This is a genomic window from Lichenihabitans sp. Uapishka_5, assembly GCF_033947565.1.
Lineage (GTDB): Bacteria > Pseudomonadota > Alphaproteobacteria > Rhizobiales > Beijerinckiaceae > Lichenihabitans.
Genome location: NZ_JARPVX010000021.1, coordinates 23,646 through 46,545, shown reverse-complemented (window position 1 = coordinate 46,545; position 22,900 = coordinate 23,646). Strand labels below are relative to the sequence as shown.

At 68.7% G+C, this 22,900-nt stretch carries 19 protein-coding genes; 13 read left to right on the top strand and 6 right to left on the bottom strand.

Going from position 1 to position 22,900, the window contains the following annotated elements:
- Nucleotides 1-27: 27 nt before the first annotated feature.
- Nucleotides 28-879 carry a TIM barrel protein gene (locus P7D22_RS10410; protein WP_442916073.1) on the bottom strand — a complete coding sequence of 284 codons (852 nt, stop codon included), beginning with the start codon at nucleotides 877-879 and terminating at the stop codon, nucleotides 28-30.
- Nucleotides 880-1,223: 344 nt separating this feature from the next.
- Here P7D22_RS10410 and P7D22_RS10405 point away from each other — a divergent pair, with 344 nt between their 5' ends.
- From P7D22_RS10405 to P7D22_RS10380, 6 genes are all read left to right on the top strand, one after another.
- Nucleotides 1,224-2,078: a MurR/RpiR family transcriptional regulator gene (locus P7D22_RS10405; protein WP_319934160.1), complete on the top strand. Its 855-nt coding sequence runs from the start codon at nucleotides 1,224-1,226 to the stop codon at nucleotides 2,076-2,078.
- Between the two features lie 225 nt (nucleotides 2,079-2,303).
- A complete protein-coding gene (locus tag P7D22_RS10400; protein WP_319934159.1) occupies nucleotides 2,304-4,229 on the top strand; it encodes a bifunctional 5-dehydro-2-deoxygluconokinase/5-dehydro-2-deoxyphosphogluconate aldolase in 1,926 nt (641 codons plus the stop codon).
- A 45-nt stretch (nucleotides 4,230-4,274) separates the two neighbouring features.
- Nucleotides 4,275-6,122, top strand: a complete 1,848-nt coding sequence (iolD, locus tag P7D22_RS10395) for a 3D-(3,5/4)-trihydroxycyclohexane-1,2-dione acylhydrolase (decyclizing) (RefSeq protein WP_319934158.1) — start codon at nucleotides 4,275-4,277, stop codon at nucleotides 6,120-6,122.
- Between the two features lie 20 nt (nucleotides 6,123-6,142).
- Complete coding sequence (gene iolE / locus P7D22_RS10390) at nucleotides 6,143-7,042, top strand: myo-inosose-2 dehydratase (RefSeq protein WP_319934157.1); 900 nt, start codon at nucleotides 6,143-6,145, stop codon at nucleotides 7,040-7,042.
- Between the two features lie 90 nt (nucleotides 7,043-7,132).
- On the top strand, nucleotides 7,133-7,939 hold the full coding sequence (gene iolB / locus P7D22_RS10385) for a 5-deoxy-glucuronate isomerase (protein ID WP_319934156.1): 807 nt from the start codon (nucleotides 7,133-7,135) through the stop codon (nucleotides 7,937-7,939).
- A gap of 156 nt (nucleotides 7,940-8,095) precedes the next feature.
- Entirely contained in the window at nucleotides 8,096-8,404 is a 309-nt protein-coding gene (locus P7D22_RS10380; RefSeq protein ID WP_319934155.1) for a cupin domain-containing protein, read from the top strand.
- A 166-nt stretch (nucleotides 8,405-8,570) separates the two neighbouring features.
- Here the strand turns inward: P7D22_RS10380 and P7D22_RS10375 are convergent, their stop codons facing one another.
- From P7D22_RS10375 to P7D22_RS10365, 3 genes are all read right to left on the bottom strand, one after another.
- Nucleotides 8,571-9,515, bottom strand: a complete 945-nt coding sequence (locus P7D22_RS10375) for a substrate-binding domain-containing protein (protein ID WP_319934154.1) — start codon at nucleotides 9,513-9,515, stop codon at nucleotides 8,571-8,573.
- An 82-nt stretch (nucleotides 9,516-9,597) separates the two neighbouring features.
- Complete coding sequence (locus P7D22_RS10370; protein WP_319934153.1) at nucleotides 9,598-10,608, bottom strand: ABC transporter permease; 1,011 nt, start codon at nucleotides 10,606-10,608, stop codon at nucleotides 9,598-9,600.
- A gap of 1 nt (nucleotide 10,609) precedes the next feature.
- The gene (locus P7D22_RS10365; RefSeq protein ID WP_319934167.1) at nucleotides 10,610-12,091 is read right to left on the bottom strand and encodes a sugar ABC transporter ATP-binding protein; all 1,482 of its coding nucleotides are present in this window, start codon (nucleotides 12,089-12,091) and stop codon (nucleotides 10,610-10,612) included.
- 261 nt (nucleotides 12,092-12,352) lie between these two features.
- Between P7D22_RS10365 and P7D22_RS10360 the strand changes: the two genes are divergently transcribed.
- The 3 genes from P7D22_RS10360 (at nucleotide 12,353) to P7D22_RS10350 (ending at nucleotide 14,922) form a co-directional block, all read left to right on the top strand.
- On the top strand, nucleotides 12,353-13,342 hold the full coding sequence (locus P7D22_RS10360; protein WP_319934152.1) for a LacI family DNA-binding transcriptional regulator: 990 nt from the start codon (nucleotides 12,353-12,355) through the stop codon (nucleotides 13,340-13,342).
- A 29-nt stretch (nucleotides 13,343-13,371) separates the two neighbouring features.
- Complete coding sequence (locus tag P7D22_RS10355) at nucleotides 13,372-14,430, top strand: sugar phosphate isomerase/epimerase family protein (protein ID WP_319934151.1); 1,059 nt, start codon at nucleotides 13,372-13,374, stop codon at nucleotides 14,428-14,430.
- Nucleotides 14,431-14,655: 225 nt separating this feature from the next.
- Nucleotides 14,656-14,922 carry a hypothetical protein gene (locus P7D22_RS10350; protein WP_319934150.1) on the top strand — a complete coding sequence of 89 codons (267 nt, stop codon included), beginning with the start codon at nucleotides 14,656-14,658 and terminating at the stop codon, nucleotides 14,920-14,922.
- A 43-nt stretch (nucleotides 14,923-14,965) separates the two neighbouring features.
- Here P7D22_RS10350 and P7D22_RS10345 read toward each other — a convergent pair whose 3' ends face one another.
- Nucleotides 14,966-15,883, bottom strand: coding sequence for a hypothetical protein (locus P7D22_RS10345; RefSeq protein ID WP_319934149.1), 918 nt, complete (start codon nucleotides 15,881-15,883; stop codon nucleotides 14,966-14,968).
- A gap of 213 nt (nucleotides 15,884-16,096) precedes the next feature.
- Nucleotides 16,097-17,443 carry a formimidoylglutamate deiminase gene (locus tag P7D22_RS10340; protein WP_319934148.1) on the bottom strand — a complete coding sequence of 449 codons (1,347 nt, stop codon included), beginning with the start codon at nucleotides 17,441-17,443 and terminating at the stop codon, nucleotides 16,097-16,099.
- Nucleotides 17,444-17,547: 104 nt separating this feature from the next.
- On the opposite strand from P7D22_RS10340, the gene hutI reads away from it, so the two are divergent.
- The 4 genes from hutI to hutU are packed head-to-tail and all read left to right on the top strand — an operon-like array spanning nucleotide 17,548 to nucleotide 22,833.
- Entirely contained in the window at nucleotides 17,548-18,810 is a 1,263-nt protein-coding gene (hutI, locus tag P7D22_RS10335; protein ID WP_319934147.1) for an imidazolonepropionase, read from the top strand.
- Entirely contained in the window at nucleotides 18,807-20,360 is a 1,554-nt protein-coding gene (gene hutH / locus P7D22_RS10330; protein ID WP_442916072.1) for a histidine ammonia-lyase, read from the top strand. Before hutI ends, hutH begins: the two co-directional genes overlap by 4 nt.
- Nucleotides 20,357-21,163, top strand: a complete 807-nt coding sequence (hutG, locus tag P7D22_RS10325; RefSeq protein ID WP_319934145.1) for an N-formylglutamate deformylase — start codon at nucleotides 20,357-20,359, stop codon at nucleotides 21,161-21,163. Before hutH ends, hutG begins: the two co-directional genes overlap by 4 nt.
- Complete coding sequence (gene hutU / locus P7D22_RS10320; RefSeq protein WP_319934144.1) at nucleotides 21,160-22,833, top strand: urocanate hydratase; 1,674 nt, start codon at nucleotides 21,160-21,162, stop codon at nucleotides 22,831-22,833. The genes hutG and hutU overlap by 4 nt, the downstream gene beginning before the upstream one ends.
- Nucleotides 22,834-22,900 lie beyond the last annotated feature (67 nt).

Sequence of the window (22,900 nt, the reverse complement as noted above, 5' to 3'; positions counted from 1 at the left end):
CAGGCACGTGCGCGCGCCTGGGATGCTTCAGCGTCGCGGCTCAGCCGCGAGAGCGTCGCGGATCACCGCGATACTGGTTTCGAGCAGCCCGCGGATGTCGGCCGCGTCGGACACGCTGTCGGCAAAGGGCTCGAACGACAGAGGTCCCACGTAGCCGCCCGACACGAGGGCGCGGATCTGGCCGAGGGTGTCGAGGCGATCTCCGGCCGTGACCAGCACCCGGTGCGCGTCCTGCATGGCATCGCGCGCCACCGTGCCATCGACCACGCCCGAGATGTGCACGAGGCCCGTGCGGCCCGCAAAAACCTCGGTTTCGTCCGCCACGTGGTGGTGGAAGGTGTCATGCACGAGCCGGAACACGTCGGCGCCGCCGACGGCATCGATCGCCGCGATGGCGTCGCGCTTCAGGCGGAGCGAACATCCGGGGAACCCGAGCGGCTCCACGAGGCCGACGATCCCGGCCTGACGCAGCATCGGCGCCAGCGCCGTCAGCGCATCCCGCAGCGAAGCCGCGCGTTCTGCCGGACCCGCCTGATCGGCCGCATCGTTGAGCGGACACAGGACGATGCCCTTCGCGCCGCAGGCCGCCGCATAATCGATTAGCGTCGCGGCCAGTTGGGCGCGCTCGCGTGTCCAGATGTTGAAAGGATAAAGCGCGTTGATCGACAGGATGGTCAGGCCGCGCTTTTCGGCCTCGTGGAGGACCGTCTCGGGCAGCGTGCCGTCCGCGATCGCAACGCCCGGGAGCTCGTTCCGAAGCTCGACGTCGCCGACGCCGAGCGCCACCGCGAGATCCAGAAAATCCGTGAGGCTCGCCTTGGGCACCACGCGATGGTTGAGGGCGACGGCGTTCACAAAATCTCCCTCCGCAGAATACATTGTTGTTTTTATCTTTGAGCGGATCATGCATTCCAATTTAGGGAGCGTCAAGCGAGGATTGGAACGGTGGCTTTGCCAGGAACTGGCCAGCTGGTAGCCTGTTGAACTCTCAGGCGAGGCGGCGGCCAGAGCCACTGGGCGGCAGCTTGGCCCGACGCTGGCCGTCCCCGAGCGTTGAGTCCTGGATCGACATCGGACTATTTTGGAATGAACGGAAAGGCCGGTCTCCCGATCCGAAAGGTGCCTGCGGCGAAGCAACGGTTCGGGGTCGCGCCGGTCCGAGATCGCGGCAGGCCTGTACGACATGCGGCGGCAAGCCGGCTTCGGGCCGCATTGGGTGGATCATGACGGACACAAGCGAACGATCGGACGACACCGACGAGATCCCCCGGAACTTCGATGCCCTGCGGCAGGCGCTGATCGAGCGGAAGCGCAAGCTGCCGAAGCGCCTGGCCCAGGTCGCGGCCTTCACCATGGCCAATCCGGACGAGATCGCCTTCGGCACGGCGGCTAGCATCGCGCAGCGCGCCGCGGTCCAGCCCTCGACATTGGTCCGCTTCGCCCAGGCGCTCGGCTACCAGGGTTTTTCGGAGCTGCAATCCATCTTCCGCGAACGCCTGCGCGATCGGGTGCCCACCTATGAGGAACGCCTGCGCGCCGTGCGGGACCACTCGGATGCGGCGCTCAAGGTCGGGATCCTGTTCGAAGGCTTCGCCAATGCGGCGGAACACTCGATCCGCCACCTGCGCAACAGTTTGCGCCCCGAGACGCTCGACGATGCCGTGTCGCTGCTCGCCCCCGCCGAGACGGTCTACCTGATCGGTCAGCGCCGGTCGTTCCCGGTCACGGCCTATCTGAACTACGTGCTGGGCAAGCTCGGCGTCAAAAACGTGCTGATCGGCTCCGCCACCGGCAACGACCCGGAAACCCTGGCCTTCGCGACGCCGCGCGATGCGGCGATCGCGGTCAGCTTCACCCCCTATGCGTCGGCCACCGTCAGCTTCGCCCAGCGCATCGCGGATGGCGGAACGCCGCTCGTGGTGATTACCGACAGTCCTTTCAGCCCCCTGCTGCCGCCCGCCACGGCCTGGTTCGAGGTGGTTGAAGAAGACTTCGAAGGCTTCCGACCGATGGCCGCCACGCTGGCCCTGAGCATGGCTCTCGCGGTGGGGATCGCGGAGCGGCGGCGCGCCAGCTAGGAGCGGCCGTCCGAGTCTGGCAGGCCGCGGCACTGTCCCATGCCTGAAAGAACGCTCATTCCATGTTGATGGTTATGAGAACTCGTGTTTCATTTCCGCATCGGCGCTCGCCATCATGGTCGATCCACGGTCGGCCCAACGAGAACGAGACCGTCCCGAAGGAGGACGGCCGGAAACGCGGGGCTGCATCGCCGCACGTCCGAGCCGCGAGGGATCAACACCGTCATGTCCGCAACGCCCGTGCTCGACGTCATCACCATCGGACGCTCGTCCGTCGACCTTTACGGCAGCCAGATCGGCGGCCGTCTCGAGGATATGGCGAGTTTCTCGAAGGCGGTGGGCGGCTGCCCCACCAACATCGCGGTCGGCACGGCGCGCCTCGGGTTAAAGAGCGGCCTCATCACCCGGGTCGGGGACGAGCACATGGGCCGCTTCATCCGCGAGCAGCTCGGCCGCGAGGGCGTGGATGTGTCGGGCGTCCACACCGACCCCGACCGGCTCACCGCCCTGGTGATCCTGGGCGTCAAGGACCAGCACACGTTTCCGCTGATCTTCTACCGCGACAACTGCGCCGACGGCGCGCTCGATGCGTCCGACATCGACGAGGCCTTCGTGGCGAGCGCCGCCGCCGTGATGGTGAGCGGCACCCATTTCGCCCGCCCCCAATCGGCAGAAGCCCAGATGCTCGCCATCCGCTATGCCAAGCAGCATGGCCGCAAGGTGGTGTTCGACGTCGATTACCGGCCGAACCTGTGGGGCCTTGCGGGCCACGGGGCCGGCGAAGCGCGCTACATCAAGTCGGGCGGCGTCACGACGCTGCTGGAACCCGTGCTGCCTTTCTGCGACGTCGTGGTCGGCACCGAAGAAGAGCTGATGATCGCCGGCGGCGCCGATGACGCGCTCGGCGCCATCCGGGCCATCCGGGCTGTCAGCGACGCCCTGATCGTCTGCAAGCGCGGCCCGATGGGCTGCGTGGTGTTCGACGGCCCGATCCCGGCGCGCCTCGAGGACGGCGTCACGGGGCCGGGCTTCCCGGTCGAGGTGCTGAACGTGCTTGGGGCCGGCGACGCCTTCATGTCGGGTTTCCTGCGCGGCTATCTGCGCGGCGAAATGCTCGAACGCTGTTGTGCCTTCGCCAATGCGGCGGGCGCCTTCGCGGTGTCGCGCCTCCTGTGCTCGGTGGAATATCCGACCTTCGCGGAGCTCAGCCATTTCTTGGACAAGGGCGTCCGCAATCCCGTGCTGCGGCACGAGGCCGACCTCAACCACATCCATTGGGCGACCACGCGCGACGCCCTGATCCCCGACCATGCCCGACCCAATACCATCATGGCCTTCGCGATGGACCACCGCATCCAGCTCGAAGCCATGGCCGACGAAGCCGGGGCGCCGCGCGACAAGATCAAGGCGCTGAAGGTGCTGGCGCTCGAGGCCACGGTGCAGGTGGCGGCCGGCCGTCCCGGCTTCGGCATGCTGCTCGACGGCACCCATGGGCAGGACGCCCTGTTCCGCGCCACCGACCAGACCCTGTGGATCGGGCGGCCGGTCGAGCTGCCCGGGTCCCGTCCGCTCGATTTCGAGGGCGACGGCTCGCTCGCGACTTTTCTCAACGACTGGCCCATGGGCCACACGATCAAGTGCCTTTGCTTCACCCGGCCGGACGACCCGGCGGCGCTGACCGAGCGCCAGGACCGCGAGCTCCTGCGCCTGCACGATGCGGCGCGGCGCGGCAACCGCGAGCTGTTGATCGAGATCATCGCGGGCAAGCACGGCCCGCTCGGCGACAACACCGTGGCAGCCACGATCCGCCGCCTGTATGGCCTCGGCATCAAGCCGGACTGGTGGAAGCTCGAAGGGCAGCCGAGTTCTGCGGCCTGGGCCGCCATCGCGGCCGCCATTGCCGACAACGACCCATTCTGCCGCGGCATCATGCTGCTCGGCCTCGACGCTCCGCTGGACGACCTCAAGGCGCAGTTCGCCGCGGCCGCGGCCTGTCCGGCCGTCAAGGGCTTCGCGGTCGGGCGCACCATCTTCGCCGAGCCGGCGCGAGCCTGGCTCGCGGGCCGGATGGACGACGCGGCGGTCCGCGACGCGATGGCGGCCCGGTTCGCGCAGCTCGTCGACGCCTGGCAGGCCGTGCGGCCGGTCTGACCGCATCACCACGCGCAAGAAGAACTCGGGGACGGGAACCACAGCATGGGCACGATCCGGCTGACCGCCGCACAGGCCATGGTCAAATACCTCGGCCAGCAGATGACCGACATCGACGGCGAAACGATGCCGCTCTTCGCCGGCATCTGGGCCATCTTCGGCCATGGCAACGTGTCCGGCATGGGCGAGGCGCTTTATGGCGCCCGCGACACGTTTCCGACCTTCCGGGCCCACAACGAGCAGGCGATGGCCCACAGCGCCATCGCCTTTGCCAAGGCGTCGCGCCGCCGCCGCATGATGGCCTGCACCACATCGATCGGCCCGGGCGCCACCAATCTCGTCACCGCCTGCGCGCTCGCCCACGTCAACCGGCTGCCCGTGCTGCTGATCCCCGGCGACGTCTTCGCCAACCGCCGCCCCGATCCGGTGCTGCAGCAGGTCGAAGCCTTCCACGACGGCACCGTTTCGGCGAGCGACTGTTTTCGCCCCGTGTCCCGCTACTTCGACCGCATCACCCGGCCCGAGCAGGTCATGCCGGCGCTCGAACGCGCCCTGCAGGTGCTGACCGATCCCGCCGAATGCGGCCCCGCCACCTTGAGCTTCTGCCAGGACGTGCAGGCCGAGGCCTACGATTATCCCGAGCGCTTCTTCGAGCCCCGCATGCGCCGCATCCGGCGCCCGCCCCCCGATCCCGTGGAACTGGCCGAGGCGGTGGCGGCGCTGCGGGGCGCCAGGAGACCGGTGCTGGTTGCGGGCGGCGGCGTGCTCTACAGCGCGGCCGAGCCCGAGCTCGCGCGCTTCGCCGAGCGCCACGGCCTGCCGGTGCTCGAAACCCAGGCCGGCAAGTCGGCGCTGCCCGACCCGCACCCGAACTGCATGGGCGCGGTCGGCTGCACCGGGACGGGGGCCTCCAATGCGCTCGCGGCCGAGGCCGACGTGGTGCTGGCGGTCGGCACCCGGCTTGCGGATTTCACCACCGGCTCGGCGACGCTGATCGGCAATCCGGACGCCACGGTCGTGATGCTCAACGTGCAGAGCTTCGATCTCGGCAAGTTCGGCGCCTTGCCGCTGATGGCGGACGCCAAGGTCGGCCTCGCGGCCCTGTCGGCGGCGCTTGGCGACCACGCGGCACCGGCCGACTGGACGGCCCGCATGGGGCACGAGAAGGCGCGCTGGGCCGAGGTGGCCTCGACCTATACGGCCCCGACCAACGCGGCGCTGCCGTCCGACGCCCAGGTGATCGGGGCCGTGCAGCGGGCCGGCCAGCCGTCCGACGTGGTGGTCTGCGCCGCGGGCGGCCTGCCGGGAGAGCTGCACCGGCTGTGGAAGACCGGCGACGCGCTCGGCTACCACATCGAATACGGGTATTCCTGCATGGGCTACGAGATCGCGGGCGGCCTCGGGGTCAAGATGGCGCTGCCCCACCGCGAGGTGATCGTCATGGTGGGCGACGGCTCCTACCTGATGCTGAATTCCGAGATCGCGACTTCGGTAATGCTCGGCCTCAAGCTGACGATCGTGCTGCTCGACAATGGCGGCTACGGCTGCATCAACCGGTTGCAGCAGGAATGCGGCGGCGCGCCGTTCAACAACATGCTGGCCGACAGCCGGCACGTGACGCTGCCGGCCATCGACTTCGTGGCCCATGCCCGGAGCCTCGGGGCCGAAGCCCGAAAGGTCGCGAACCTCGGCGAGCTCGAAGCGGCCTTTGCGGAGGCGAGGGCTGCCAGTGTCACCCAGGTGATCCTGATCGACACCGATGCGGGCCCCTCGACGGAAGCGGGCGGCTTCTGGTGGGACGTGGCGGTGCCGCAGGTCTCGGTGCGCCCCGAGGTCGAAAAGGCTTATGAAGGCTATGAGCGCCAGCGCGGCCTCCAGCGCGCCGTCAACTGATCGAGAAAGACGTTTCATCCATGACAATCCGCATCGGCGCCAACCCGATTGGCTGGTCGAACGACGACCTGATCGAGATCGGCGGCGCCACGCCGCTCGAGACCTGCCTCAGCGAGGCCCGCGAGGCCGGCATCGTCGGCATGGAACTCGGCAACAAGTTCCCCCGGGAGCCCGCGGCCCTGAAGGCGGCGCTGGAGCCCTATGGCATGCGCTGCATCGGTGGCTGGCACTCGATCGAGCTTCTGCGCCGCTCGCCGGCCGAGGAGTTCGCGGCCGCCAAGCCCCACCGCGACCTGCTGAAGGCGATGGGAACGGACGTGTTCATCGTGTGCGAAACCTCGAACACCGTGCACGGCAGCCGCGGCACCGCCTTGTCGCGGCGTCCGATCATGGCGGCCGGCGATTGGGCACCCTACGGGGCCAAGGTCACGGACTTCGCGAGCCGCCTCGCCGACGAGGGCCTGACGCTTTGCTACCACCACCACATGGGCACGATCGTGCAGACGGAGGCCGAGATCGATGCCTTCATGGGCGCCACGAAGGCGCCGGCCAACCTGCTGCTCGACACGGGCCATGCCACCTGGGGCGGCGCCGATCCGGCGAAGCTCGCCAGAACCTATCGCGAGCGCATCACCCACGTGCATTGCAAGGATGTGCGTCTCGACAAGGCGAAGGGGGCCGAGGCCGAGGACCTGAGCTTCCTCGACGCCATTCTGGGGCAGGGGGCGGAGCTTGGCGTTTATACCGTGCCGGGTGACGGCTCGGTCGATTACACGGCCGTGTTCAAGGCGCTCACGGGTTATTCGGGCTGGGTCGTGCTCGAGGCCGAGCAGGATCCCGTCAAGGCCGATCCGCTCACCTATGCCAGGAAGGGCGTCGCACACCTCAAGGCCTGCCTCGCCGAGGCCGGTCTGCCCTAAAGGCTGTCAGGCCGCCGATCACGAGGAATCGCGAAAGTCTGTCTGGTTCAGCAAGAACCCAGACGGACTCCAAGCTTCGGAGTTCCGTTCATGCCCGCCTCACCCCTGCTGGTTCGTCCCTCGCCACCCGACGCCGACGGTCGCATCCATGCGGTCACGCCGGCCAGCGCCGGCTGGACCTATGTGGGGTTCGAGGTCTACGACCTCGCGCCCGGCCAGGCGCTGCGGCGCCACACCGGCGACCAGGAGGCCTGCATCGTGGTGTTGACCGGCCGGGTCATGGCGCGCGCCGGGGAAACCGACTTCGGACCCATCGGCGGGCGGGCGAGCGTCTTCGAGGGGCCGGGCTGGTCGCTTTACGTGCCGGCCCGCTCGGCCTGGGAGGTGACGGCCGAAGGACCGGCCGAAGTGGCGGTGTGCCTGGCACCCGCCAAGGGCACCCTGCCGGCGCGGGTGATCCCCCCAACCGAAGTCGGCGAGGAAACGCGCGGGGTGGGCGCCAACACCCGCCACGTCCGCAACATCCTGCCCGACGCGAGCCCCCATGCCGAAAGCCTGCTGGTGGTCGAGGTGGTGACGCCCGCCGGCCACTGGTCGAGCTACCCACCCCATAAGCACGACCAGGATAACCTGCCGCACGAAAGCCAGCTCGAGGAAACCTACTACCACCGCCTCAACCCGCCGCAGGGCTACGGCATGCAGCGCGTTTATACCGACGACCGCTCGCTCGACGAATCGGTGAGCTTCGCCGACCGCGACGTGGTGCTGGTGCCGAAAGGCTACCATCCGGTCGGCGCCCCGCATGGCTACGACCTGTTCTACCTCAACGTCATGGCCGGACCGACACGCATCTGGCGCTTCCACAACGACCCGGCCCACGCCTGGATGCTGGGCTGAGGCGGGAAGGGCGGCACGCTGCGACGGACAAGTTGGGTCTGGCCGCCGCCCGTCTCCTCGGAGTAGCAGGCTGACGCCCATCCTCGATGAGCTTGACGCCGCCCTCGGCGCACCCTGAATCAGGGCTCGACGCGAAGCCCTGGAGCGAACCCAGCCATGCCGTTCCGATGCGACATCCCTGCGGTGCCGACCGTGCAACTCGACGACGACGTGGCCCGCGTGACGCGTTGGGATTTCGCCCCCGGGGCTGTCACGGGCTGGCATGAGCATGGCTGGCCGTATTTCGCCACCATGCTGGTGGCCGGTACGCTGCGGGTCGATGACGGCACCAAGGTCACGGACGTCCCACTCGAGGCGGGCCATTCCTACCGGCGCCCGTCTGGCATCCAGCATGACGTGATGAACGGCTCGCCCCACCCCATCGCCTTCGTGGAGATCGAGGTCAAGCAGCCCGCGCGTCTGTAGGTCGGGAGGACGGGACCTCGACACGGATCGAGGTCATCGGCCCGATCATCGGGCATCCAACCCCACGGGGCCGTCATGAAGCCGTCGCTGTTCTGCCTACCCATGGCGAAACGGGGCTAACGGCATCCATGGCTGCGCAAGCCTGGATGCCGCTCACGCGTCCGTTTCAGAACGGGGAATCAGGGTAGTAGAACTCCTTCGCATTTGCCTTCGTGACCAGGGTTGCATCCATGATGTAGCGGCCGCGCACCGGGATCTGGTCGTAGAAGTTGGCAACCGTCAGCTCCATCGCGGTCGCGATCATGGCCGGCGGGTAAAGCACGTCGACCGGGATCATGGCGTCGCCGTCCGCCACGCGCTTCACCATGTCTTTCATGCCGGCGCCCCCGACGACGAATTGGACGTCGCTGCGCTTGGCTTGCTTGATGGCCTCCAGCACCCCGACCGCCATGTCGTCATCCTGGCACCACACCGCATCGATCTTGGGAAACTTCGCGAGGTAGTCCTGCATCACCTTGAAGGCATCGTCGCGAGACCAGTTGCCGAACTGCTTGTCGAGCACCTTGAGGCCGCTGCCGGCGATCGCCGCGTCGAAGCCTTTTTGGCGCTCCTCGTCGATCACGATCGGCAGCCCGCGGATCACAACAACCTGGCCGCTGGGGAGCTTGCCCTTCATATATTCGCCGGCCACGCGGCCGACGTCCGGGTTGTTGCCGGCCACGTACAGATCCTGGATGGTGGGATCCGACAAAGCCCGGTCGACCACGGTCACGAACACGCCCTTGTTCTTCACCTGGCGGAGCGGATCGGTCAGCTCGTCGGAGTTCTGTGGCAGGGTGACGAGCGCGTCGATGCCCTGTGTGGTAAGGTCCTCAAGGGCGTTCGCCTGTGAGGCGCCGTCGGGCGAGGTCTTCACGATGATCTTTAGGCCCGGGTGACGCGCTTCCAGCAGCGCCTTGGCCCGTTCGGCCTGGAACACCACGCCACCAGTCCAGCCGTGGTCGGCGGCCGGAATCGACACCGCCACGGTGACGGTCTTGGTTTGCGCCTGGGCCGCGGTTGCGCCCAGCACAAGAACTGCGACCGCGCAGGTCCTCAACAATCGATCCATCTGATTCATCTCCCTGCGGGCCGTGTCTCGGGTGCCGGCCCTTGCCCCGCGCGAACCCTTCGCGCTTGATCCTGGCCGCGTCTTATGCGCGGTTCCGGTTGCTCAACGACCGTTGCACCAGCATCGCCACGATGATGATCGTGCCCTGTACGGCGCCGATAAGGTATTCGCTGACGAAGCTCGACAGCACCATGATGTTGCCGACGATCTCGAGCAGCAGGGCGCCGCACAGCGTCCCCCAAACACGTCCGACGCCGCCCCGCAGGGCCGTGCCGCCCACCACCACGGCTGTGATGGCCTGCAGTTCCCACAGGAGGCCCGTCGTTGCGGTCGCGGCGCCGAGGCGCGGCACGTAGACCATCACGGCCACCGCGACGCAGAGCCCCTGCACCACATAAGCGACCGTGCGCACGCGGTTGATCGGGATGCCGGAATAGCGTGCCACATCCTCGCTCGAGCCGACCGCCAGGAGGTGGCGGCCGAACGCCGTTTTGTAGAGCACGAAGGCGCCCACGGCCGTGATGGCCAGGATCAGGGCGATCGGGAGCGGCACCCCGCCGACACTGCCGAAATAAACGGGGCGGTACAGCGTCCGCAGGTCTTGCGACTTCATGGCGATCGAGCCGCCATTGGCGAGCCAGATCGTCAGCGCGCGGAAGATCCCCATCGTGCCGAGCGTTGTGATGAACGGTTCGATCCGCCCAACCGTTGTGACAAGCCCGTTGAGGAGCCCGCACATCGAGCCGACCCCGGCGGCCAACAGCATCCCCAGCGCGAGCGTCCCCACGCCACCACCGCCGAGCTCCGTGTTCATGAACAAGATCATGACGCTGGCCACGAAGGCCGCCATGGACCCAACCGACAGGTCGATCCCGCCCGAGGCGATCACGAAAGTGGCGCCGACGCCGATGATGGCGATAAAGGCGCTCCGCGTCAGCACGTTGGCGAGGTTGCCCAAGCTCAGAAAACTCGGGCTGACAAAGGCGCCGAAGACCAGCAGGCAAGCCAGGGCCACGAAGGGCGCCGCCGCGACCCAGTCGACCCGCGGCAGGCGGGGCGGGGCGGCGGACGCGTCGCGCAGCGTGTCGGCCATGCTAGGCTCCCACCGCGACGGCCGACGTATGAACATCGGCGCCCGTGGCCAGGACCGCGATGTTGCGCTCCGTCATCGCCTCGCCCGCGAGTTCGCCGACGATGCGTCCGGCCCGCATGACGAGGATGCGGTGGCAGAGGCCGATCAGTTCCCCCATCTCCGAGGAAATCACCACGACGGCCTTGCCGGCGGCGGCGAGCTCGGCCAGCAGACGGTAGATCTGTTCCTTGGTGCCGATGTCGATGCCGCGGGTCGGCTCGTCGATCACCACCACCCGCGGCTCCCGCAGCATCATCTTGGCGAGCAGGAGCTTCTGCTGGTTGCCGCCTGAAAGCTGTCCGGCCAGCATGGTGCGGCGCCGCGCCCGGATGTCGAACCGCGCGATGGCGTCCTCCAGACCCTTTGCTTCGCGTGTGCGGCTGACCAGGATGCCGCGGCAGAACCGGTGAAGCGCCGCAAGCGTGAGATTGACGGCCAGGGGCTTGGCGAGCAGCAGGCCTTTTCCCTTGCGGTCTTCGCTCAGGTAGACGAGCCCTGCTGCAAGGCTGTCGCGCACGGAGCGGAACCACGTGGCGCGGCCCGCGAGGGTGACCCGGCCCTGTGCCGGCCGCAGGCCGAGCAGTCCCTCGAAAGTTTCGGTTCGCCCGGCGCCGATCAGGCCCGCGAAGCCGAGGATTTCGCCTGGTCGAAGCGTGAACGCGATGTCGGACGAGGCGCCGGGGACCGACAAGTCTTTGACGCAGAGAAGCGGCGTCGCCTCGGGTGGGGTGGCGCGCGGTGGGAACAACCGGGCCATGTCGCGTCCCACCATCAGATGCGCCATGTCGAGCGGCGTAAGCGTCCCGCCGGGCAGCGTCGCAACATGTTTGCCGTCACGCAGCACCGTCACCACGTCGGCGATGGCGGCGACCTCCGGCAGCCGGTGGGAAATGTAGAGCACCGCCACGCCATCGCGCTTGAGCTCGCCGATGATGTTGAGCAGCGCTTCCGTTTCATGCGGTGTCAGTGAGGCGGTGGGCTCGTCGAGGACGATGACCCGCGGCCGTCCCGCCAGCGCCCGTGCGATCTGAACGAGCTGACGCTGAGCGATCGACAAGCGTGCGACCGTTTGCCGAGGATCGATGGCGGCCCCGAGCCGTTCGACGGCCCCGGCAGCCAGCCGGTTCATGGCCCGGTCGTCCAGGACCAGGCCGTGGCGTAGCTCGCGGCCCATGAAGATGTTCTGCGCCACGGTCAGGTCAGGCGCCAGGAGGATCTCCTGATGCACCAGCACGATACCCCGTTGCTCGGCATCGACGGGGCCGCGGAACGCCACGGTGGCTCCATTGAGGTGGATCGCCCCGCGGGTCGGCGCCAGATACCCGGACAGGAGCTTCATCAGAGTCGACTTGCCGGCGCCGTTCTCACCGATCACGGCATGGACTTCGCCTGACCGCAGCTCGAGCCCGATGTCGGTCAGAACCTCGACTGGGCCGAACTGCATGGCGAGCCCGCGCGCCTCGAGCACGGGCGCGGGGTTGTGTCGTTCGATCGAGACCGCATCCGCGGTTGCGCCAACCGTCAAATGCCTTCCTCCCCAGGACGCCTGCGAACATTGCGCAGGTAGTGCGGTCGTCGCCCGAAACGCGCGACCTTAGCCTCAATGATGAAACCGTTTTCATCGAACGTCAACTCTGCTATGCGTTTGCGGTAGGGCGCACGGCGGGGCAGTGGAGAAACCTTGAGCGACGGGCGGACAGCCACGATGCGACAGGTCGCGGAACGCGCCGGGGTGGCTCTGGCGACCGTCAGCCGCGCTTTCAGCGCGCCCACGAAACTGTCCCCCGCTACCCTGCGGCGCATCGAGCAGGCGAGCGAGGACCTTGACTACACGGTGAACCTGAATGCCCGCGCGCTTCGCGGGCAGGGCAGTGGCGTCATCCTGGTTTTGTTGCCCGACATCGGCAATCCGTTCTTCTCCCTGCTGCTGAAGGGCATCGAGGAAGGCGCGCGCGAGGCCGGGCAGGCCGTGCTGATTGGTGATACCGCAGGCGAACCGGCCTTGCGCGAACGCTCGGCCCTGCAGGTCCAGGCCCGTGCGGCCGATGCGCTGATCCTGCTCGATGGGCAGGTGCCTTTCGCGGCGGGGTCGCGTGGGCGGGCGCGTTTGCTGCGTGCTCCTGTGGTGGCGGTCAGCGAGCGCGTGCGGGACGAGGTTGTGCCCTATGTGGGCATCGACAATGTGGCCGCGGCCCGGGACGTCGCGACGCTGCTGGCCGATGCCGGGCACCAACACGTCGCCCATATCGGAGGACCGGATGGCAGCAGTTTGTCGGCCGAGCGCGCCGAAGGCTTTCGGGCTGGCGCGGCCGCCCGGGGCCTGTCGATCCTCGGCACCGTCGTCGGGCGTTTTACCACCGAGTCCGGCCGCAAGGCCGCCGAGGCGATCCTGTCCTGGCCCCAGCGCCCCACGGCGGTCTTCGCGGCCAGCGACGAGATGGCGATGGGCTTTATCGCAGCCGCGCAAGCCCGTGGCGTGAGCGTGCCGGACGAAATCGCAGTGGTCGGCTTCGACGATATCGCATTTTCCGAGCTGTTCGCGCCCGCGCTCACCACGGTGCGCCAGCCCCGCCATGCCATGGGCCGCGCGGCGGCCGATCTGGTGGTGCGTTGGCGTGCCGGAAGCCGGCGCTCGGTCATCCTCCCGCATGAGGTCGTCATGCGGGACAGTTTCGGCCCACCGCGGCGGCGATGATCGATGGCGCACACAGCAAGAGGACGCTCATGCCCACCACGCTGAAAGGCCCCGGCCTGTTCCTGGCGCAGTTCGCCGGCGACGCCGCGCCATTCGACTCCCTCGACGCCATCTGCGGCTGGGCGGCCGGCCTGGGCTACAAGGGCGTCCAGATCCCGAGCTGGGATCTTCGGCTGTTCGACCTCGGTAAGGCGGCCGAGTCGAAGACCTATTGCGACGAGGTTGCCGGAACGGTGGCGGCCCACGGTCTCGCAATCACCGAATTATCGACCCATCTCCAGGGCCAGCTCGTCGCGGTCAATCCGGCCTTCGACGCCGCCTTCGACGCCTTTGCGCCCGCCGCAGTCCACAACAACCCGAGCGCGCGCCAGGCCTGGGCGGTAGAGCAGGTGAAGCGCGCCGCCAAGGCGTCGCGCCACCTCGGGCTCAAGGCCAGTGTGTCCTTCACGGGTGCCCTTGCCTGGCCGTTCGTCTACCCCTGGCCGCAACGGCCTGCCGGGTTGATCGAAACGTCGTTCGCCGAGCTCGCCCGACGCTGGGTGCCGATCTTCGACGCCTATGACGAGGCCGGTTGCGACATCGGCTTCGAACTGCATCCGGGCGAGGACGTGTTCGACGGCGTCACCTTCGAGCGCTTCCTGGCGGCGGCCGGCAACCACCCGCGCTGCGCCATCAACTACGACCCATCGCATTTCGCGTTGCAGGGCCTCGACTACCTCGCCTTCATCGACATCTACCATGAACGCATCAAGGCATTTCACGTGAAGGATGCCGAGTTCAACCCGGACGGGCGGCAAGGCTTCTACTCGGGTTTCCAGCCATGGATCGACCGGGCGGCCCGGTTCCGCTCGCTGGGCGACGGGCAGGTCGACTTCGGCGGCATCTTCTCCAAGCTGGCGCAGCATGGTTATGACAGCTGGGCGGTGCTCGAATGGGAATGCTGCCTCAAGCACCCGGAGGATGGGGCCCGCGAGGGTGCCGCGTTCATTGCGTCCCACATGATCCGCGTCACCGAAAAGGCTTTCGACGATTTTGCTGGAGCGGCCCCCGACGAAGAGCGCAACCGCCGCATGCTTGGCATCGACTGACCGCGGACGGCCGGGGCGCGGCTCCGATCTCGTTCATCGGATAGCAACCCGCCGATGCGTAGGATGATCGCAGGCGCGTCGTCCGCGTACCGCTATCGTGTTGGCGGATGGGCGGCGCGCCACGGCCTCCGAAATCCCAACCCCTGTCGCCGCTTTCGCACGGATTGCCCTCACAGCCCTGACCCTGCTGGCGTCCTGGCCTATATGGTTGGGTCAGGAGTGCACATGAAAACCTATACCTATCAAATCGGCGAGGGGCCCGGTGACGACATCACCAAGCTGATCCACGCGGAACAGGTTTACGCCGACAGCCTGGGCGAGGCCGTGGACAAGGCCAAGGCAATCACGCGGGCGCGGCCGGCCCGTGCGAACGAAACCACCGTGTGCCTGGTGCTGGGGGAGAACACCGAGCCGGTCTGGTTTCACACCACCGACGAGATCCGGGCTGGCGATGAGCGCCTTGCCGTCGAGGGCCGGGATGGGGTGTCGTAACGTCGGCTTTGTCGATAGATCGGGCGCGCGCCGCCCGGCGCCGTCAGCCAGCCATGCGATAATCGAATCCGAGTTGCACCGGCGCGCTTGGGGCGCGCTCGTGTAGCGCGGCCGCGAGATGCGGGTCGATGTCGAGATCCTGGCGGATCAGCCCGTGCGACCATCGCTGACGCGCGCGTGGCCGCTGCCAAGGCGGGCAGTCGACGATCGGATACCAGCACACCCCGGCCATCGTGGCGCCGCGCGCTTCGGCGGCGGCGACCTCGGCCAGGATGTGGCGCAGCCAATCCCCCTTGGTCCAGCCTGGGTGGCGGCCGTGGTGGCCCGGGTGGCCGTCGTGCCAGCTCGTTTCCGACACCATGATCGGCAGCCCGTAGCGGCGGGCGGTCTTGTTCAGCACCTTGCGCAGCGCCGTGCGGGCCGTGTGCGGGTAATAATTGACGCCGACCACATCGACCAGGCCCGCCCCGACGAGCGCGTCGGTGGCGGCGAACTGGCGTTCGCCGATGCCGGTGATCGGATCGGTGGACAGGATGCGGACGTCTGAGTGGTGATCCCTGGCGACGCGGGCCATGGTCACGGCCAGCGCGACCGCCTCGTGATGGGGCATGCCGCAGAGCGCCGGATACAGCGCCGGCTCGTTCACCGGACAGATCCAGAGCGGCGCCGACGGGTCGGCCGCCGCGACGGCCCGGCGCGCATGCGCGACCGCATCCTCGGGCGGATCGAAGTGGTTCAGGTCCCAGATGACGGTCATGCCGGCGCGCTGCGCGGCCCGCAGCCGCGGGCCCGGCTCGTGGCGCCACGGCAGGCCGTCGCGGGCCCGGACGAGGCCGTGCGCCTGCGCGATCCCGTAGTGCCGCTCCATGTGGTCGTCCGGCAGGTGGCGCGTCGTGGCCAGAAGATCGTGCCCGTTCCAGCCGAGCCGGCCACATTCGAAGCCTGCGATCACCTCCACCATTGGCCGCTTCGACTCTCCCTACCCGAGCGCCGACCCTAGCCGGGAGCTCCGCCCGGAGGAAGGGATGCGGCCTGCGGCAAAGGTCGTCGATGTTTCGGTCTCACCATGGCGCCACGCTCGGCCGAGCGTCCGGCGGCGACACCAGCGAACGCAGCCTCGGACGGGGCGCATGCGCCCAGGCCCGATCGGCTCCGCCACTGACCTGGCCAAGCCTCACAGGGCCGCCCGCACGGCCGCCATGGTGGTGTGGAATCGTGGCGCGATCGCGTCGCGGCGGATGTGCTGTCCCTGCTCGACGAGGCGTCGGCCCCGCACCCAAACCCGGTCCACCGTCACGTCGCCGACGAAGATCCAATGGTCGAGCATCGCCTCGGTCGACACATAGGGCGCGGCGCTCCGGTCGAGCGCCACGAGGTCGGCCGACGCACCCACCGCGAGGCCGCCCGGGGCGCCGAGCGCCTGTTCGCCGCCCGTGATCGCCCGCCCGAACAGGGCCTCGCCGGTTGATCCTCCGGGCACGGCCACGACGTTGCGGCGGCGCGTGGCAAGACGCTGCGAATATTCCAGCTGCCTGAGTTCGCCCGCCACGGAGATCGAGACGTTCGAGTCCGATCCCACGCCGAAGCCGCCGCCCGCTTGAAGGAAGCGCGCCGGAAAGATGCCGTCGCCGAGGTTGGCTTCCGTGATCGGGCAAAGCCCGACGGTCGCGCCGCGCGCCACGGTGGCCAGCACTTCGGCTTCGGTCATCTGGGTCGCGTGGATCAGGCACCAGCGCGGATCGACGGGGGCGTGATCGAGCAGCCATTCGACCGGTCGCGCGCCCGACCAGGCGAGGCAATCCTCGACCTCCCTTACCTGTTCGGCGACGTGGATGTGGATCGGGCCGTCCGGGTGGAGAACCAGCAGCTCGGCCAGTTGCGCCGGCGTCACGGCCCGGAGGCTGTGGGGCGCGAGGCCGAGGATGGCGCCGGGCACGGAGGCCAACCAGTCCCGGCAGCGCCCCACGAGCCGGCCGTAGGCGTCCGGCGAATGGATGAAGCGGCGCTGTTCGGGCAGCGGTGCCTGCCCGCCAAACCCGGATTGGGCGTAGAAGACGGGCAGCAGCGTCAGCCCGATGCCGGTTTCCTGGCTCGCCGCGACGATGCGCCCGGCGAGTTCGGCGGGATCGGCATAGGGCGAGCCGTCCCGGTCGTGGTGGAGATAGTGGAACTCCCCGACGCGACCGAACCCCGCTTCCAGCATCTCCATGTAAAGGTGCTCGGCGACGGCCTGCATCTGGTCCGGCGTCATGGTCAGGGCCACGTGATACATGGCCTCGCGCCAGCTCCAGAACGAGTCGGCCCCGGCCCCGCGGCGCTCGGCCAAGCCCGCCATGGCGCGCTGGAAGGCGTGGCTGTGCAGGTTCGGCATGGCCGGAACCAGGGTCGTGACCCGCTCGTCGCCCGCCCGGGGCTCGACCCCCGTCTCGATCGCCCCGATCGTGCCGTCCGCGACCGTGATGCGGACCTTGTCGGCCCAGCCCTCATCGATCAGCGCCGAATCCGCATGGATGGTCGTCATTCGGGTCTCCATCACGATCGCCACGGCCACCTGCCGCGCTCGGAGGCGCTTGCCAACTTTCGTTCAATGTCTATACATATAGCGAGATCAGGAAAAGGCCGCTCATGCAAGAGTTCGCTGCGCTCGGACAGGCCGCCGATGCCCCGCCGGACGGCTACGTGCTGCGCCGGGCGAGGCTCGCGACCCTCGCCGGGGGGGAGGGGCCGCTCGGCCTCGTCGAGGATGGCGCCCTCGTGATCCGGCACGGCCGGATCGCCTATGCGGGACCGGCCGGGGCGATGCCGGCGAATCTTGGCGACGGCCTGCCGGATTATGACCTCGAAGGCCGCTGGGTGACGCCGGCGATGGTCGATTGCCACACCCATCTGGTGCATGGCGGCGAGCGTTCGCGCGAATTCGAGATGCGGCTCGAGGGGGCCAGCTACGAGGCGATCGCGCGGGCCGGCGGCGGCATCGTGGCCTCCGTGGCGGCGACGCGTGCCCTGGGGGTCGAGGCGCTGGTCGCGGCCGCGTTGCCGCGGCTCGACGCGTTGCTGCGGGAAGGCGTGTCGACGGTCGAGGTCAAGTCCGGTTATGGGCTCGATATCGACACCGAGCTCAGGATGTTGCGGGCCGCCCGGGCACTCGGCCGGGCGCGGCCGGTGCGCATCGTCACCACCTGGCTCGCGGCCCATGCGGTACCGGCGGAATACAAGAACCGCACCGCCGCCTATCTCGACGCCGTGGTGCTGCCGGGGCTCGATCGAGCCCATGCGGAAGGCCTCGTCGATGCGGTCGACGGCTTTTGCGAGGGCATCGCCTTTTCGACGGACGAGATCGCCCGCGTTTTCACCCAGGCACGTGGGCTTGGCCTGCCGGTGAAGCTGCATGCCGAGCAATTGTCCGAGCGTGGCGGCGCGGCGCTCGCGGCCTCTTTCGGGGCGCTGTCGGCCGATCATCTCGAATATCTCAGCCCGGCGGGGGTCGCGGCCCTGCGGACGGCTGGCACGGTGGCGGTGCTGTTGCCCGGGGCCTATTATGCGCTTCGTGAACCCCAGGCACCGCCCGTCGTGGCGCTCCGCGCCGCCGGCGTGCCGATGGCGCTCGCCACGGATTGCAATCCCGGCACGTCGCCGCTCACATCCCTGCTGCTGACCATGAACATGGGCGCCACGTTGTTCGGCATGACGGTGGCCGAATGCCTCGCCGGCACGACCCGCGAGGCCGCCCGCGCGCTGGGGCTCCAGGGCGAGACCGGCACGCTCGAGGCGGGCAAATCCGCCGACCTGGCGATCTGGGACATCAACGGCCCGGCCGAGCTCGTCTACCGCATGGGCTTCAACCCGCTCCATGCGCGCGTCTTCAAAGGAACGAGGTGCCTTCCATGAGCCTGACCCTGCAGCCCGGCCGCGTTCCGCTGCACGTGCTCGAACAGCTTTACCGCGACGGCACCGCGGTGAAGCTCGATGCCGGCTGCGACGCGGCGATCCGCAAGGCTGCCGAACGCATCGCCGCCATCGCGGGGGGCGATGCGCCCGTCTACGGCATCAACACCGGCTTCGGGAAGCTCGCCTCGATCCGCATCGCGCCCGGTGACGTCGCCACCCTGCAGCGCAACCTGATCCTGTCGCATTGCTGCGGCATCGGATCCTTGCTCGAGCCGGCCACGGTGCGGCTCGTGATGGCGCTGAAACTCATCTCGCTCGGCCGGGGCGCTTCCGGGGTGCGGCTTGAGCTCGTGCGCCTGATCGAGGCCATGCTGGAAAAGAACGTGATCCCGGTGATCCCTGGGCAGGGCTCCGTCGGGGCGAGCGGCGATCTGGCGCCGCTGGCCCATCTGGCGGCCGTGATGATCGGCGAAGGCGAAGCGATCCTCGACGGCACGCGCATGCCCGCCGCCGAGGCGCTGCGCCGTGCCGGGCTCGCGCCCGTGGTGCTGGCCGCCAAGGAAGGCTTGGCGCTGATCAACGGCACGCAGGTCTCCACCGCGCTGGCGCTCGTCGGCTTGTTCCGGGCCGCCCGGGCGCTTCGCACGGCCTTGGTCACCGGGGCGTTGTCGACCGATGCCGCGATGGGTTCCTCGGCGCCCTTCCATCCCGAGATCCAGGCGCTGCGCGGCCACCAGGGGCAGATCGATGCCGGCGCCGCCCTGCGGGCGCTGCTGGCCGACTCGCCGATCCGCGCCAGCCATGTCGAAGGCGACGAGCGCGTCCAGGACCCGTATTGCATCCGCTGCCAGCCGCAGGTGGTGGGCGCCTGCCTCGACATCCTGCGCCAGGTGGCCCGCACGCTCGAGATCGAGGCCAATGCGGTCACCGATAACCCGCTCGTGCTGTCGGATGGCGCCGTCATCTCGGGCGGTAACTTCCATGCCGAGCCGGTCGCCTTCGCGGCCGATCAGATCGCCCTCGCGATCTGCGAGATCGGTGCCATCGCGCAACGCCGGATCGCGCTGCTGGTCGATCCCGCGCTGTCGTTCGGCCTGCCGGCCTTTCTGGCCAAGGCGCCCGGCCTCAACTCCGGCCTGATGATCGCCGAGGTGACGTCGGCGGCGCTGATGAGCGAGAACAAGCAGATGGCCCATCCGGCCTCGGTCGATTCGACGCCGACCTCGGCCAACCAGGAGGACCACGTGTCCATGGCGTGCCACGGCGCCCGTCGCCTGATGCTGATGACCGACAACCTGTTCGGTATCCTGGGCATCGAGGCCATCACGGCCGCCCAGGGCGTCGAGCTGCGCGGGCCGTTGCGGACAAGCCCGGAGCTCGAGAAGGCGCTCGGGGCGATCCGGGCCGTCATTCCGTCGCTCGATGTCGACCGCTATCTCGCGGGCGACATCGCCCAGGCCGCCGCGCTTGTGGCCGATGGCGTCATCGAGGCGAGCTTGTCGCCGAACCTGCTTCCAAGCCTGCTGCCAAGCCCCGAGGCGGCGCGATGAGCCCGGTCGAGGTCGCGGAAGGCGGTTCGCCGGTCATCCTGGCGTTCCCCCATACGGGAACGTGGGTTCCGGCGGAGATTGCGGCGCGGTTGAACCCCGAGGGTCTCGGGCTGCGCGACACCGACTGGCACATCGAGCGGCTTTACGACGGGCTGCTGCCCGATGCGACCACGGTGCGGGCGACGTTCCACCGCTACGTGATCGATGCCAACCGGGACCCGTCCGGCACCAGTCTTTATCCAGGGCAGAACACCACCGCGCTGGTTCCGACCACCACCTTCGACGACGCGCCGATCTGGCGCGACGGGGCCGCCCCCGATGCGGCCGCCATCGCCGACCGGGTGGCGCGCTTCCACGCGCCCTATCATGCGGCCTTGGCGGCCGAGATCGCGCGCGTCAAGGCCCGGCACGGCGTGGCGGTGGTGTACGATTGCCATTCCATCCGCTCGCGAGTGCCGTTCCTGTTCGATGGCACGCTGCCGGACTTCAACATCGGCACCGATGGCGGACGCACCTGCGATCCCACCATTGAGGCCGTCGCGGTTGCGGCCTGCCGGGAGGCCGCCGGGACTACGAGCGTCCTCAACGGCCGCTTCCGGGGCGGCTGGACGACGCGGCACTACGGCCACCCCGAGGCGGGCGTGCATGCCATCCAGATGGAACTGGCGCAAAGTTCGCATCTCGAAACGGAGGTGCCGCCCTTCGCCCTCGATTCCGCCAAGGCCGCGCGCCTGCGCCCGGTCCTGCAAACCCTCCTGACGCGCCTCGCCACCGTGGCCGCAACCCTGAGCTCCCTGCCATGACCAACACGCGCCACAACATCCGCACGGTCCGGGCCGCGACCGGCACGGAGCTGACGGCGAAGAGCTGGCTGACCGAGGCGCCGCTCCGCATGCTGATGAACAACCTCGACCCCGACGTCGCCGAGAACCCGAACGAGCTCGTGGTCTATGGCGGCATCGGCCGGGCGGCGCGTACCTGGGAGGATTTCGACCGCATCGTCGCGACGTTGCGCACGCTCGAAGCCGACGAAACGCTGCTGGTGCAGTCCGGCAAGCCGGTGGGGGTGTTCCGCACCCACGCGGATGCGCCGCGCGTGCTGATCGCCAACTCGAACCTCGTGCCCCATTGGGCCACCTGGGATCACTTCCACGAGCTCGATCGCGCCGGGCTGATGATGTACGGCCAGATGACGGCCGGCTCCTGGATCTATATCGGCACCCAGGGCATCGTGCAGGGCACCTACGAAACCTTCGTGGAAGCGGGCCGCCAGCATTACGGCGGCAGCCTGCAGGGCCGCTGGATTCTGACCGGCGGCCTCGGCGGCATGGGCGGCGCGCAGCCGCTCGCGGCCGTGATGGCCGGGGCCTGCTGTCTCGCGATCGAGTGCAACCCGGATTCGATCGATTTCCGCCTGCGCACCCGCTATGTCGATGCCAAGGCGACGAGCCTCGACGAGGCCCTGGCCATGATCGAGCGCTGGACGGCGGCCGGCGAAGCCAAGTCGGTCGGCCTGCTCGGCAATGCCGCTGAAATCCTGCCTGAGATGGTGCGTCGCGGCATCCGGCCCGACATCGTCACCGACCAGACCTCGGCCCATGATCCGATCAACGGCTACCTGCCGATCGGCTGGACCATGGCGGAATGGAAGACCAAGCGCGACACCGACCCCAAGGCCGTGGAACAGGCCGCCCGCGCTTCGATGCGCACCCATGTCGAGGCCATGCTGGCCTTCCATGCGGCCGGCGTGCCGACGATCGACTACGGCAACAACATCCGGCAGGTCGCCAAGGATGAAGGGCTCGCCAACGCCTTCGCGTTTCCGGGCTTCGTGCCGGCCTATATCCGCCCGTTGTTCTGCCGCGGCATCGGCCCGTTCCGCTGGGCGGCGCTGTCGGGCGATCCGGAGGACATCTACAAGACTGACGCCAAGGTGAAGGAGCTTCTGCCCGACAACCACCACCTGCACCGCTGGCTCGACATGGCCCGCGAGCGCATCAGCTTCCAGGGCCTGCCGGCGCGCATCTGCTGGGTGGGCCTGGGCGACCGGCACCGGCTCGGCCTCGCCTTCAACGAAATGGTGCGCAACGGCGAGTTGAAGGCGCCACTGGTGATCGGGCGCGACCACCTCGATTCGGGCTCGGTCGCTTCGCCGAACCGCGAAACCGAGGCCATGAAGGACGGCTCGGACGCGGTGTCGGATTGGCCGCTCCTCAACGCGCTGCTGAATTGCGCGTCGGGCGCCACCTGGGTGTCGCTGCACCATGGCGGCGGCGTCGGCATGGGGTTTTCGCAGCATTCCGGCATGGTGATCTGCTGCGACGGCACCGAGGAGGCCGACAAGCGGATCGGTCGCGTCCTGTGGAACGACCCTGCCACAGGCGTGATGCGCCATGCCGATGCGGGCTATGACGACGCCCTCGATTGCGCCAAGACGCAAGGGCTGCGCCTGCCGGGTATCCTGGGCAACTGAAGCCGCGCCGCGGGCGTTTCGCGACGCCTGCGGCCTGTTGAACTAGGGAGCCGCCACAACGGGCGTC